The following is a 13,074-nucleotide window of genomic DNA, read 5'->3' as shown; positions in this document are numbered from 1 at the left end:
ATCAGAAAGTTTTTATGAGCGTAACCCCACAATCTAAGCTTGAGTTTCTTCCATTTACCAAGCCAACTATTGATGAAGACACCATCAATGCCGTGACAGAGGTGCTTCGATCTGGTTGGCTCACTAGCGGGCCAAAAGTAAAAGAGTTGGAAGCTCAGTTGTCTGCTTATTTTGGTGGTCGACCAGTACGAACCTTTAACTCCGGTACGTGCACCATGGAAATCGCTTTGCGTATCGCCGGAATTGGTGCTGGCGACGAAGTGATTACGACGCCAAATTCTTGGGTAGCAACGGCGAATGTGATTATTGAAGTTGGTGCGACACCCGTGTTTGTGGATATTGATCCTAAAACTCACAACATTGATCTGAACAAAGTAGAAGCCGCAATCACTTCTAAGACTAAGGCCATTATTCCTGTTCATATGTGTGGCTTGCCTTGCGATATGGATCAGCTCTACGCAATCGCAAAACAATACAATTTGCGCGTGGTAGAAGATGCGGCACAAGCGATTGGCTCTCTGTGGCACGGTCAGCGCATAGGCTCATTTGGTGACTTCGTGTCGTTTAGTTTTCAAGTGAATAAAAACATCATGACAGCCGAAGGTGGTTGTTTGGTATTGAATAATGAGGCCGAAGCAAAACTTGCCGAAAAATATCGCTTGCAAGGAGTCTCGCGCTCAGGCTTAGATGGTATTGATGTTGATGTCTTGGGCGGCAAATACAATATGACTGACATGTCCGCGGCAATCGGCCTGGGTCAGATCAAACGACTAAATGAATTCAATGCGAAGCGCAAAGCTTTAGCAACGCATTATTTCAACAGTTTTGGTGAGCAATTTGAATTACAAACCGGGGCTGAATTGCCAGTCGCTGATTTTACCAATTCAAATTGGCATATGTTTCATATCGTTTTGCCGGAACGTATTAATCGCGCCGAGTTTATGCAAAAGATGTTGGATCTAGGCATTGGGCTTGGGTACCACTATCGCGCCATTCACTTATTTACGCTATACCGTGAACGCGGTTTTACCGATGGCATGTTTCCAATCGCCGAACGCATCGGCAAGCAAATCGTTACCTTGCCACTGTTTCCAGCGATGAGCGAAAGTGATGTCGAACGGGTGGTGTCTGCGGTAAAATCCTGCCTTTGATATTCCCAGCACAGAAAATCACAATGCATCCAGAACTCTCTGTCGTCATTCCTGTTTACAACGAAGAAGCCGGGCTCGCTAAACTCTATGCGCGTCTGTATCCAGCACTGGATGACCTCGCAGCACGCGGTGTTACTTACGAAATTGTTTTTGTTAATGACGGCAGCAGAGATCGCTCTGCTGAAATTTTGTCTGACCAATATCGCCTGCGCCCAGATGTGACACGGGTCGTTTTATTTAATGGCAATTACGGTCAGCACATGGCGATTTTGGCTGGTTTTCAAGCAACGCGAGGTGACATCGTTGTGACCTTAGATGCCGATTTGCAAAATCCGCCAGAAGAAATCGGTGCATTAGTCGATAAGATGCGCGAAGGTTACGATTATGTGGGATCGATTCGGCGCAAGCGCCAAGATGCCGCGTGGCGTACTTATTTATCGAAGGCGATGAATCGTCTACGTGAAAAAATTACCCGCATCAAAATCACTGATCAAGGCAATATGTTGCGCGCTTATGGGCGCAATGTGATTAATCTGATTAATCAATGCACCGAGGTGAATACCTTCGTGCCAGCTTTAGCCTACACCTTTGCGCGCAAGCCAACAGAGATCGTTGTAGAACACGAGGAACGTACAGCGGGAGAATCAAAATATTCTTTCTATAGCCTGATTCGACTTAATTTCGATTTAATGACTGGCTTTTCCATCATGCCCCTGCAATTATTCTCAATGATGGGAATGATACTTTCCGGTTTATCTGGCGGCCTAGTCGTGCTGTTATTGATACGCCGTTTCTTGCTTGGTGCAGAAGCAGAAGGTTTGTTTACCTTGTTCGCCATCGCCTTTTTTATGATGGGTGTGATTCTGTTTGGTATTGGCTTGCTCGGGGAATATGTTGGGCGCATTTATCAGCAAGTTCAAGGTCGTCCACGCTTTGTGGTGCAAACTATTTTAGAAGAACAGCACGATGAAGCAATCAAGTAATACCAGTATGCCGACGGCAGTTGTGTTTGCCTACCATAGTGTCGGTGTGCGCAGTATCAAAACTTTACTGGCGCGAGGCGTTGAGGTCAAACTTGTCGTCAGCCATGAAGATAGTGCCAATGAAACCATCTGGTTTGAATCAGTCGCAGCAGTTTGTGCAGAATACAATATCCCACGCATTACGCCGAATGATCCAAACACGACGGAAATCATTGCACAAATTGCGGCATTAAAGCCCGACTTCCTCTTCAGTTTTTATTATCGACACATGCTGTCGAGCGAAATACTCAGTATCGCAAAACGTGGTGCTTATAATTTGCACGGCTCTTTGCTACCTAAATATCGTGGCAGAGTCCCTGTCAATTGGGCGGTTTTGCATGGAGAAACTGAAACTGGCGCAACGCTGCATGAAATGACGATAAAGCCCGATGCTGGTGCCATCCTTGCACAAACTTCGGTGCCGATTTTGCCTGACGATACCGCATTCGAGGTCTTTGGGAAGTTAACTGTCGCGGCTGAACAAACTTTGTGGAAGGCATTACCGGCAATCATTGCGGGTAATGCAGCTAAGATTGTTAATGATGTAAGCCAAGGAAGTTATTTTGGTGGGCGCAAACCAGAAGATGGCCGTATTGACTGGAATCAAACAGCACAGCAGGTCTATAACTTACACAGAGCGGTTGCGCCGCCCTACCCCGGTGCTTTTACGGACGTGAATGGCGAACGATTCATTATAGAAAAGGCACGTCTGATGAATTATTCCACCACAAAACTCCCCGCAAATTTGCCGCTAGGCATATCTGTAGTGGATAATGTCACTTTTGGCGTATGTGGTGACGGTAAGGCAATCAGGATTCTGGCTTTACAACATCAAGGCCACACTTTAGATCAACATGCGCTGGCAAAATTTTTCAGCCGATGTTAAGTCTCACCTGGTCGAGATAACTTCGTCAGCATGAACGCCAGCTGATTCCATAATTCCAATTCCTACTATTTAATTTCTCAGAGAAGCTACCATGAAAAAAGTCCTCATCCTAGGCGTGAATGGTTTTATCGGCCATCACCTTTCCAAACGCATTTTAGAAACCACGGATTGGGAAGTGTATGGCATGGACATGCAAACTGAGCGTCTTGGTGATTTACTCGATCATCCGCGCATGCATTTCTTTGAAGGCGACATCACCATCAATAAAGAGTGGGTTGAATATCATGTCAAGAAATGTGATGTCATCTTGCCTTTAGTCGCGATCGCAACGCCATCGACTTATGTTAAGCAGCCATTGCGTGTATTTGAATTGGATTTTGAAGCGAATTTACCTATCGTGCGTTCTGCAGCGAAGTACGGCAAGCATTTGGTATTCCCTTCCACATCCGAAGTGTATGGCATGTGCCATGATGAGGAATTCGATCCAGAAAACTCTGAATTGATTTGCGGCCCTATCAATAAGCCACGTTGGATTTATTCTTGTGCTAAACAACTGATGGATCGTGTGATCTGGGGTTATGGCATGGAAGGTTTGAATTTCACACTGTTCCGTCCATTTAACTGGATCGGTGCGGGCTTGGATTCTATCCACACACCGAAAGAAGGTTCATCACGCGTAGTAACGCAATTCTTCGGTCACATTGTTCGTGGAGAAAATATCTCGCTGGTTGATGGTGGCGCGCAAAAACGTGCATTTACCTATATTGACGACGGCATCGATGCCTTGGTCCGTATCATCGCCAATAAAGATGGCGTCGCTTCGGGCAAAATCTACAATATCGGTAATCCGACCAATAATCACTCTATCCGTGAACTAGCACACATGATGTTGGATCTGGCGGCTGAATATCCTGAGTATGCAGAATCTGCGAAAAAAGTGCAGTTGACTGAAACAACATCAGCAGCTTACTACGGTGGTGGTTATCAAGACGTACAAAACCGCGTACCAAAAATCACCAACACATGTGAAGAATTGGGCTGGGCACCAACCACGACGATGGCAGATTCTATGCGTCATATTTTTGATGCCTATCGTAGTCAGGTGGCACAAGCACGCGCATTAATGGATTAATGGATAGAAGATTAAAGCGTATTTGACGTGTTCAGACAACGATCAGACGAAGCAATAAACAATGATAAGCGGTGATCAATGGTGATTTATTGATTCCCAGCAGTTTTCCGCCTCATCTGATCGCAGTTAGCCCTTTGTTTTTTATCGAGATCCTCACTAATAAAAATTATTGATGCCCACTATCGTATTAAAGATTGATGTGGACACCTATCGCGGAACCCTTGAAGGCGTTCCGAACTTGGTCCGCATTCTTAAACAACATCAAGCCAATGCGACATTCTTGTTTTCCTTAGGTAAGGATCACACTGGATGGGCATTGCGACGTGCATTCCGACCAGGTTTCTTCAAGAAAGTATCTCGCACATCCGTGCTAGAACACTATGGCCCCAAAACTTTGATGTATGGCGTTTTTTTGCCCGCACCAGATATTGGTAAGGAGTGTGTCGAAGAAATGCGCGCAACGAAACGCGCTGGTTTTGAGTGCGGCATTCATTGTTGGGATCATGTCGTGTGGCAGGATAATGTCCGTCGACGCGGCGAAAGTTGGACACAAAAACAAATGCAGGCAGCATATGAGCGCTTCAATGATATTTTTGGTGCGCCACCAAAAACCTACGGTGCGGCTGGTTGGCAAATGAACCCCTATGCTTTTGCGCAACTTGATCAGTTTGGGATTCAATATTCGTCCGATTCGCGTGCAATGTTAAAGGCTGACGGATCGCTGGCAAATCCTGCTGCAGGTCCTTATCGCTTAAGTGACGGTGAACATATTTACGACTGCGTACAATTACCGACTACCTTACCCACATTAGATGAGTTGCTTGGCGTCGAGATTAACGATACCCTCATTACCGAGTCAAATATTGCTGCAACAATTTTGACATTGACGGCTGAACCGAGGAATCATGTATTTACTATGCATGCAGAGCTTGAAGGCCAAAAGCTCGCCCCCATATTAGTTGAATTGCTCCATGGATGGAGTGAACAAGGTTATCAATGCATTTCGATGGGGCAATATTTTGCGAATATTCGAGACCAAAAATTGCCGACATATCCGATAACATGGGCTGAGCTCCCTGGACGCTCTGGAGAGTTACTCGCACTGGATGCGAAGTAGTATCGTTGACTCTCCAATAAACGCATTTTTTAGGAGATATTTGTGTCAGAAAATCTCAGCACAGACAGTGCGATTGGTTGTCTGGTTCCGCCATTTTCGGCAACAATGACAGGTGCTTCAGCATTCCAATTGAGCGCTTATTCAGGCAAGAAAGTCATACTTTATTTCTATCCTAAAGATAACACGCCTGGCTGCACCACAGAAAGTATTGCATTTCGTGATATCCATACTCAGCTTCTAGCGCAGAATGCCGTCATTTTTGGCATTAGTCGAGATAGTTTACGTTCGCATGAGGGATTCAAGAGTAAGCTTGAATTACCATTTGAATTGATTTCCGACCCAGATGAAACACTTTGCTTGATGTTTAATGTGATGAAAATGAAAAACATGTACGGAAAACAGGTACGTGGCATCGAACGCAGCACATTTGTGATTGACGAGTCTGGCAAATTGGTGAAAGAATGGCGTGGAGTCAAGGTCGCAGACCATGCTCAAGCTGTGTTGGATTTTGTGAGTAGCCAAACTTAATTGAAACCAAACCTTCATCAAACTAAAGCCGTTTCGGAAGACAAAAGCGTCTTCCCAAGCGGCTTTTATTTTTCCGTTTTCCCTAGCACTTCTTCTTATCATTTTTCATTTAATTTTCCTTTCACTTCACCAATTTTTTCTAAGAGGTTCTAATGCCCCTGCCAAAAATGCCGACTAAACCAGCGGCCCTGCTTTCTCCCAAAGATTATCCTAAAGCAGATAAAGGAAAATTTACTCAAGCTGCGATTGCCGAAGTGAAATCGGCTCCTGTGGCAAAAACACCATCAATGGCAAAAACACCTGCTAAATCTGTCCCTGTCAAAGCCAAATCTATTGCACCGATGATCAAAGCAAAAGCAAAGGAGACGATCGCAACACATCAAACGAAAGAAAATCCCGCCAAATCACCAGTGAGCAAGGCCGCGGATAAAAAAGGAATTACCAAACTATTCGTTTTAGATACGAATGTGCTCATGCACGACCCAACATCGCTGTTCCGTTTTGAGGAACATGATGTCTATTTACCGATGATCACATTGGAAGAACTAGATGATCATAAAAAAGGTATGTCGGAAGTGGCTCGCAATGCACGCCAGATCTCTCGCTCACTCGATGCCTTGGTCGGTGAAATAGAAAATGAAGATATAGAAAAAGGTATTTCGCTATCCAAGCTTGGGAATAAGGACGCGAAAGGTCGGTTATTTTTCCAAACTAAATTACAAGGTGGAACCTTACCGCAAGGTTTGCCGCAAGGAAAAGCGGATAACCAAATTCTCGGCGTGGTGCGTGCATTAGAAGCTGAGTTCCCTGCCCGCCCTATTGTGCTGGTGTCGAAGGACATCAATATGCGCATCAAAGCACGCGCCATGGGCTTGCCTGCTGAAGATTATTTCAACGACCATGTACTGGAAGATTCTGATCTTTTGTACACCGGCATTGTGCAATTGCCGAATGATTTCTGGACTAAACATGGTAAGGGGATCGAAACTTGGCAGGAAAATAAAAATGGTCTGAGCACCACTTTTTATCGTATTACTGGACCGCTCATTCCATCCTTATTGGTGAATCAGTTCGTTTATTTGGAGCCGAATAATGGGGAAGCTTCTTTCTACGGCCAAGTACGACAAATCAATGGCAAAACGGCAGTGCTGCAAACTTTGCGTGACTATGGTCATTCCAAACACAGTGTTTGGGGTGTCACATCACGCAATCGCGAGCAAAATTTTGCCTTGAACTTATTGATGGATCCAGAGTGTGATTTCGTGACTTTGCTTGGTCAAGCGGGTACCGGAAAAACTCTGTTGGCGCTGGCGGCTGGCTTGGCGCAAGTGCTCGAAACCAAAACTTACAATGAAATTATCGTTACGCGCGTCACGGTACCAGTTGGTGAAGATATTGGATTCTTACCAGGTACAGAAGAAGAAAAAATGTCGCCATGGATGGGCGCTTTTGATGACAATTTAGAAGTTTTAAACAAATCTGATAGCGATGCAGGCGATTGGGGACGTGCAGCGACACAAGACTTAATCCGTTCGAAAATCAAGATTAAGTCACTTAATTTTATGCGTGGCCGTACCTTTGTGAATAAGTTTTTGATTATTGACGAAGCACAAAACTTAACGCCGAAACAGGTAAAAACTTTGGTGACGCGCGCAGGCCCTGGTACCAAGATTATTTGTTTAGGAAATATTGCGCAAATTGATACGCCTTACCTGACAGAAGGATCTAGTGGCTTAACTTATGTGGTTGATCGTTTTAAAGGTTGGGCACATAGTGGTCATGTGACTTTAGCAAGAGGTGAGCGTTCTCGCCTTGCTGATCATGCCAGTGAAATCCTGTAATTGAGTTTAAACAACATAAAAGCGCGAATCAGAACTGATTCGCGCTTTTTTTTTCACTAATGAGTTTGTTTGAGGAAATAGACTTTACAATCGAAATATAGGATTTGATGCTTTGGCGAAATTAATTGAAACTCAAATTAGTTTTTAGAACGCTGGACATACAGCTCAGATCCTCAAGCAAAAACACGGTACGTACACTGGATGTGAGCCAATTAAGCTAAAGCTAACATGAACAACACGAATTCGGATGACGCCCTGCTCTTCATTGAAGACGATAGTGCGTTAGTAGAAATAGACAAAGTCGCAGATCACCATGTCTGGAATATCCTGATTATTGATGACGATCCAGACGTCCATTCCGCAACCATGTTTGCCTTACATGGTTTGAAAATTCAAGCACGTAGCCTGCACTTTTTGCACGCATATACCACAGCAGAAGCACGGCAAATTCTCATTCATCAGGAAGACATCGCGGTCATTTTGTTAGATGTCGTGATGGAAAAAGATAACACCGGTTTGCAGTTGGTCACATTCATTCGTGACGCTTTGAGTCGTCGGGATGTTCGTATCATCTTGCGGACGGGTCAGGCAGGATATGCTCCAGAAATCGATGCCATTCGTGATTTTGATATCAATGATTACAAAAGCAAAACTGAACTGACACAAGCGAAACTTTTTACGGCAGTCACTTCCGCCGTGCGTTCGTATCAGCAGATAAAATTAATTTCTTCTAGTAACGACAGTTTGGCATTGATTATTGATGCAAGTAGTAATTTGATGTCGGCAAATACCCTTCCTGCTTTTTCAAAGTTATTGCTTGATTATGTGTTTGAACTACTTAACTTAGAAGTACAAGCCTTTATTTGCAGCTCTAGTTTTGCCGATGATGTGGCGGCAAACGAGCATGATTTTTCAAGCAGATTGCAGGTCATCGCCGGCACAGAAGAATATGAAAGCTGGTTAGAAAAGCCGTTTGCACAAGTCGCGAATCAGACAGAAATGCAAATCGTACAAAAAGCACGGTTTGAACAGCGACATGCTTATCACGATCAACATACTGTTTTATATTTAAGTAATTTGGCGGGAGTCACGCTAATCATTTTCTTGAATCAGCGAATATCACCAGATTCGAATGACGCGCGCATATTGGAACTATTTTGCAGCAATGCCTCGGTCTGCTTGGATAATGTTATGCTCAATTCAAGAATGCATAATCTGGCTTTTTATGATCCATTGACTGGCCTCGCAAATCGACTTCAAATACTACAAAATCTACAGCAAACTTTACAGTCATCTCAACGTTCGGACAGTATTCTTGCTTTGATCGACATCGATCATTTTGCCGAAACCAATGATGCATTAGGTCATCAATTTGGTGATTTTCTATTACATAGTGTTGGCAAACGATTGAGCGATCATTTTAGCGATCATTGTAAAATTGCGCGCATCGGTAACGACATTTTCGCATTACTGGGACATGAAGTTGTGGTCTCACCCAAGCTCATTTTGAGTTTATTTTCTCGACCTTTTTTAGTCGAACAGCAAACCGTGCAGCTGTCTGCAACTTTGGGGTTGCTCAAGCTATCTGATTATGAACTAACGGCACCAGACGCTTTAAAAGACGCGAATATCGCTTTAAAGCGCGCCAAGATTTATCATCGGGCCGATTACAGCTATTTCACCCGTGAAATGGGGGTGGAAATCCGAGAACGAGTTCGCATGATGCATGCTTTACGCACAGCATTTGAAGATGAACGTTTATTTATCGTGTTTCAACCACAGGTGCATATTGGCTCAGGCAAACCAATTGGGGCAGAAGCTTTGCTGCGTTGGAAAACAGAGGACGGCACATTAATTCCGCCAGATCAATTCATTCCTATCGCTGAATATTCAGGACTCATAGTGAACATTGGCGAATGGGTATTACGCACTGCCTGCCTAGAATTATCGAGAATTCATCAATCAGGTTTGCAAGATTTTCGCATGGCGGTCAATGTTTCACAAACACAGTTTAGCCATCCATTATTTTTACAATTGATCACAAGCGCATTACACGACGCGGGTGTCCCACCTGAGAATTTGGAATTGGAGATTACCGAATCGATGGCCATGACCGATCCAGATTTACTCATCATGACCTTAGAAAAAATTAAAGCAATGGGTGTCAGAATTTCGATTGATGATTTTGGCACAGGCTTTTCATCGCTGAGCCAACTACAAAAATTAAAAGTCGATAAATTAAAAATTGATCGTGCTTTTATCAATGAAATTTCAGATGGCACAAACGATGGCAGCATTGCAAAAATGATCGTTCAACTAAGTCAAAGTCTGCAATTGGAAGTGATCGCAGAAGGCGTCGAGAATCAATTGCAGGCAGAAAAGCTGATGTCTTTTGGCTGCGACCATGCACAAGGCTTTTACTTCGCGAAACCTAAAAACAAAGTGGAACTTCATACTTGGTTACAAGCTTATCTCTAGAGGTTATTAGCTTGCTAACAGCGATCGACAATTAATTCTTCGTGCAAAAGTTTAATCCTCTAGACCTTGAAAACATACACGCAACATGTTTTCAACAATCGCATTGGTGTCCATCTTACTAAAACGCTGCAAATATTCGACGGCAGGATCACAACTACGTGCGTAATAGCTAAACAAAATAACATCCGGGCTCAATTTAGTACTCAAATCGCCATTTTTCTGTGCTGCGATCACTAATTTTTCTAACTGCGAATTGAGTTTAATGACCCGTCCAACATATTTCAGATTACGCATCAGCATTTCTCGAACAGCATTACTTGTCGAGGGTAAAAATGGCAAACCACCATCTAAGCGCACCCGAAGCGCCCATTCCAATAAGGCCGAAAGTCTTTCTTTTGGCGTGTATTCAGACGGAAAAGATTCTAGCTGCGCAGTTGCACCATCGAGCAAACGTATCATGGCTGCACCGACCAGATCTTCTTTCGATTTGAAATGCTTGTACAAACTAGGCTTGGAAATGCCGATGAGATTGGCAACATCATCCATTGTCATTAAATCAAATCCCTTACTTGCAAGAACATTCGTTGTCGCGTCCAGGATTGCATCTTCTCTCAGACGAAAAGCCTGATCTTTAAAATTTAATTTGCCAAAGATACTCATAAGTATTAATATCTACCAATTAGTAGCAGTTTTTCCATATCGGTAGCGATCTTAACACCGAAGTAAATCTCGCACAATAAATTCATGCTGACAAAAAACACAAAATAAAGACTGACAGCTTAAAAAACGATTTGAGGAATCCGTATGACGCATAAGAAACAGAAGATTGCCGTGGTTGGCGCAGGTATTTCAGGCTTGACTAGCGCTTATTTTCTGCAACAGCAACATGATGTCACGTTGTTCGAAGCGAATCGTTACTTGGGTGGCCATACCAACACAGTGGACATCGAGATTGATCAGAAAACACTGGTGGTCGATACGGGATTTCTTGTCTTTAACGACAAGACATATCCAAATCTGATCGCATTATTTGCCGAACTAGGGATCGAAAGCTATAGCACCGATATGTCATTTGGCGTCTCCTTAGATGATGGCAGACTGGAGTGGGCAGGCACCAATCTGGACACAGTTTTTGCGCAAAGAAAAAATCTGATTTCCCCCTCTTTTTTAGGAATGATTCAAGACATACTCCGATTTAATCGTGATGCCGAGCGCAATCTCAAGATGAGCATAGAAACAGGTATTTCGCTGGGGCAGTTGTTGCACCAGCAAAAATACAAAGCTAGTTTTGCTAATCAATATTTAATTCCAATGGCGGCGGCGATCTGGTCAAGCTCCCCAAAGGATATTCTGGATTTCCCTGCACGCACTTTCTTACGCTTTTGCATCAACCACGCGCTGCTTCAAGTGAATGACCGACCTCAATGGCGCACAGTTCAAAATGGCGCGCGCAGCTATGTTAGAAAAATCGCTGAAACGCTGAAAGATGCGCGGCTCAATAGTCCTGTAAGCGCTGTCAAGCGCACTGAACAAGCTGTTATGGTCACATCTAAGGGCAGTACCGAATTATTCGACCAAGTTATTTTTGCTACCCATGCACCAGATACGCTGAGCATGTTGACGGATGCAAGTGAAGCGGAATATGAATTACTCTCCAAAGCACGCTATCAAGCCAATACGGCCTACCTGCACACCGATATATCCTTATTGCCACGCTCGAAAAAAGTGTGGAGTGCCTGGAACTATATCGGCCAAAGCGCCGATGCCGAGATGGACGGAAGCGCACAAACAAGTGCTGTCTGTGTCAGTTACTTATTGAACCAGCTACAGCGACTTGATACACAAACTCCAGTGATCGTCACCTTAAATCCCATCTATGAACCACAACCAGAAAGTGTGTTCGCAAAATTTGAATACGCGCATCCGGTATTTGATCAGAAAGCGATTGATACACAGCGAGATCTATCTCAAATTCAAGGAAAAAACAAAGCATGGTTTGCAGGTGCCTGGACCGGCTACGGATTTCATGAAGATGGTTTGAAATCTGCGCTACGTGTCGTTAAACATTTTGATCTTAGCCCCGCTTGGGCACGTACCGAATAAGGCAAATAGAAAATGGCATCTCGCATTATCCAAGCTTTAGTAATGCACCAGCGACTGCGACCAGTTAAGCACAAATTTGTCTATCCGGTGTTTATGCTTAAGCTCGATCTTGATGAATTAAATGCATCGAATTCTTCGGCAATGCCAACTGGCATGCTATTTGGAATTAATTGTTGGCGACCAATTTCGATTCATACCAAAGATTACGGGCCGCGCGATGGTTCAGATCTGAAACAGTGGATGCAGCAAATATTGCAGGCACATCAGATTCCGCAGATCGACAGAATAGAATTGCTCAGCTTCCCACGTGTCTTTGGCTATGCATTTAACCCCATCAGCATTTGGTATTGCTACAACAACGCATCTCAGCTGATCGCGATTTTAGCGGAAGTTAACAATACGTTTGGCGAACACCATTTTTACTTATTGAAAGCTGCCGATAATGCTGTCATCGATGCGAGCACCCAATTGATCAGCACGAAGATGATGCATGTGTCACCGTTCTGTGAGGTTAAAGGCCACTATCAATTTGGATTTGCTGAAAGCTGTAAAAAAATCAAAGTGAATATCGACTACTACGATGACGAAGGCTTGTTGATTCAAACAGCAATCATCGGTAAGTCACAACAACTCAGCAACAAGCATTTATTAAGCGCACTGTTTAAGCAACCGTTTTTGACTTTCGGTGTGTTTTTTCGTATTCACTGGCACGCCCTACTTTTGTGGATAAAGAAGGTGCCGTTTCGGCGTCAGGTGCATTTCACTAATCAACAAATTACCACTGGCAAATCAAAAGAACAGGAGCAGACAAAGTGA

At 43.9% G+C, this 13,074-nt stretch carries 11 protein-coding genes; 10 read left to right on the top strand and 1 reads right to left on the bottom strand.

Annotated features, from left to right (window positions below; translation table 11 throughout):
- Positions 1 to 14: 14 nt before the first annotated feature.
- The 8 genes from H8K33_RS03415 to H8K33_RS03380 all read left to right on the top strand — a co-directional run bounded on the left by H8K33_RS03415 (position 15) and on the right by H8K33_RS03380 (position 10,155).
- Positions 15 to 1,151, top strand: a complete 1,137-nt coding sequence (locus tag H8K33_RS03415) for a DegT/DnrJ/EryC1/StrS family aminotransferase (protein ID WP_186889550.1) — start codon at positions 15 to 17, stop codon at positions 1,149 to 1,151.
- Between the two features lie 23 nt (positions 1,152 to 1,174).
- Positions 1,175 to 2,134 carry a glycosyltransferase gene (locus tag H8K33_RS03410; protein ID WP_186889549.1) on the top strand — a complete coding sequence of 320 codons (960 nt, stop codon included), beginning with the start codon at positions 1,175 to 1,177 and terminating at the stop codon, positions 2,132 to 2,134.
- Positions 2,118 to 3,059, top strand: a complete 942-nt coding sequence (locus H8K33_RS03405; protein ID WP_246443249.1) for a formyltransferase — start codon at positions 2,118 to 2,120, stop codon at positions 3,057 to 3,059. The genes H8K33_RS03410 and H8K33_RS03405 overlap by 17 nt, the downstream gene beginning before the upstream one ends.
- Before the next feature lie 91 nt (positions 3,060 to 3,150).
- Positions 3,151 to 4,191, top strand: a complete 1,041-nt coding sequence (locus H8K33_RS03400) for a bifunctional UDP-4-keto-pentose/UDP-xylose synthase (RefSeq protein ID WP_186889548.1) — start codon at positions 3,151 to 3,153, stop codon at positions 4,189 to 4,191.
- 172 nt (positions 4,192 to 4,363) lie between these two features.
- The gene (locus H8K33_RS03395) at positions 4,364 to 5,308 is read left to right on the top strand and encodes a polysaccharide deacetylase family protein (protein WP_186889547.1); all 945 of its coding nucleotides are present in this window, start codon (positions 4,364 to 4,366) and stop codon (positions 5,306 to 5,308) included.
- 42 nt (positions 5,309 to 5,350) lie between these two features.
- A complete protein-coding gene (locus H8K33_RS03390; RefSeq protein ID WP_315481083.1) occupies positions 5,351 to 5,836 on the top strand; it encodes a peroxiredoxin in 486 nt (161 codons plus the stop codon).
- A gap of 152 nt (positions 5,837 to 5,988) precedes the next feature.
- Positions 5,989 to 7,677 carry a PhoH family protein gene (locus tag H8K33_RS03385; protein ID WP_186889546.1) on the top strand — a complete coding sequence of 563 codons (1,689 nt, stop codon included), beginning with the start codon at positions 5,989 to 5,991 and terminating at the stop codon, positions 7,675 to 7,677.
- Positions 7,678 to 7,905: 228 nt separating this feature from the next.
- Complete coding sequence (locus tag H8K33_RS03380; RefSeq protein WP_246443247.1) at positions 7,906 to 10,155, top strand: bifunctional diguanylate cyclase/phosphodiesterase; 2,250 nt, start codon at positions 7,906 to 7,908, stop codon at positions 10,153 to 10,155.
- 51 nt (positions 10,156 to 10,206) lie between these two features.
- On the opposite strand, the gene H8K33_RS03375 is transcribed toward H8K33_RS03380, so the two are convergent.
- Complete coding sequence (locus tag H8K33_RS03375; protein WP_186889545.1) at positions 10,207 to 10,815, bottom strand: TetR/AcrR family transcriptional regulator; 609 nt, start codon at positions 10,813 to 10,815, stop codon at positions 10,207 to 10,209.
- Positions 10,816 to 10,959: 144 nt separating this feature from the next.
- On the opposite strand from H8K33_RS03375, the gene H8K33_RS03370 reads away from it, so the two are divergent.
- The gene (locus H8K33_RS03370; RefSeq protein ID WP_186889544.1) at positions 10,960 to 12,258 is read left to right on the top strand and encodes an NAD(P)/FAD-dependent oxidoreductase; all 1,299 of its coding nucleotides are present in this window, start codon (positions 10,960 to 10,962) and stop codon (positions 12,256 to 12,258) included.
- A gap of 12 nt (positions 12,259 to 12,270) precedes the next feature.
- The gene (locus tag H8K33_RS03365; RefSeq protein WP_186889543.1) at positions 12,271 to 13,074 is read left to right on the top strand and encodes a DUF1365 domain-containing protein; all 804 of its coding nucleotides are present in this window, start codon (positions 12,271 to 12,273) and stop codon (positions 13,072 to 13,074) included.

Origin of the sequence: Affinundibacterium amnicola (assembly GCF_014284275.1) — a bacterium.
GTDB classification, from domain to species: Bacteria; Pseudomonadota; Gammaproteobacteria; order Burkholderiales; family Burkholderiaceae_D; genus Undibacterium; species Undibacterium amnicola.
Note: the sequence above shows the minus strand (reverse complement) of the source record. Positions and strands in the feature narration are given on the sequence as shown.

What these genes read in the sequence shown, in the direction of transcription:
- H8K33_RS03415 (WP_186889550.1), top strand. Translation starts at nt 15, where the DNA reads ATGAGCGTAACCCCACAATCTAAGCTTGAGTTTCTTCCATTTACCAAG.
- H8K33_RS03410 (WP_186889549.1), top strand. Translation starts at nt 1,175, where the DNA reads ATGCATCCAGAACTCTCTGTCGTCATTCCTGTTTACAACGAAGAAGCC.
- H8K33_RS03405 (WP_246443249.1), top strand. Translation starts at nt 2,118, where the DNA reads ATGAAGCAATCAAGTAATACCAGTATGCCGACGGCAGTTGTGTTTGCC.
- H8K33_RS03400 (WP_186889548.1), top strand. Translation starts at nt 3,151, where the DNA reads ATGAAAAAAGTCCTCATCCTAGGCGTGAATGGTTTTATCGGCCATCAC.
- H8K33_RS03395 (WP_186889547.1), top strand. Translation starts at nt 4,364, where the DNA reads ATGCCCACTATCGTATTAAAGATTGATGTGGACACCTATCGCGGAACC.
- H8K33_RS03385 (WP_186889546.1), top strand. Translation starts at nt 5,989, where the DNA reads ATGCCCCTGCCAAAAATGCCGACTAAACCAGCGGCCCTGCTTTCTCCC.
- H8K33_RS03380 (WP_246443247.1), top strand. Translation starts at nt 7,906, where the DNA reads ATGAACAACACGAATTCGGATGACGCCCTGCTCTTCATTGAAGACGAT.
- H8K33_RS03375 (WP_186889545.1), bottom strand. Translation starts at nt 10,815, where the DNA reads ATGAGTATCTTTGGCAAATTAAATTTTAAAGATCAGGCTTTTCGTCTG.
- H8K33_RS03370 (WP_186889544.1), top strand. Translation starts at nt 10,960, where the DNA reads ATGACGCATAAGAAACAGAAGATTGCCGTGGTTGGCGCAGGTATTTCA.
- H8K33_RS03365 (WP_186889543.1), top strand. Translation starts at nt 12,271, where the DNA reads ATGGCATCTCGCATTATCCAAGCTTTAGTAATGCACCAGCGACTGCGA.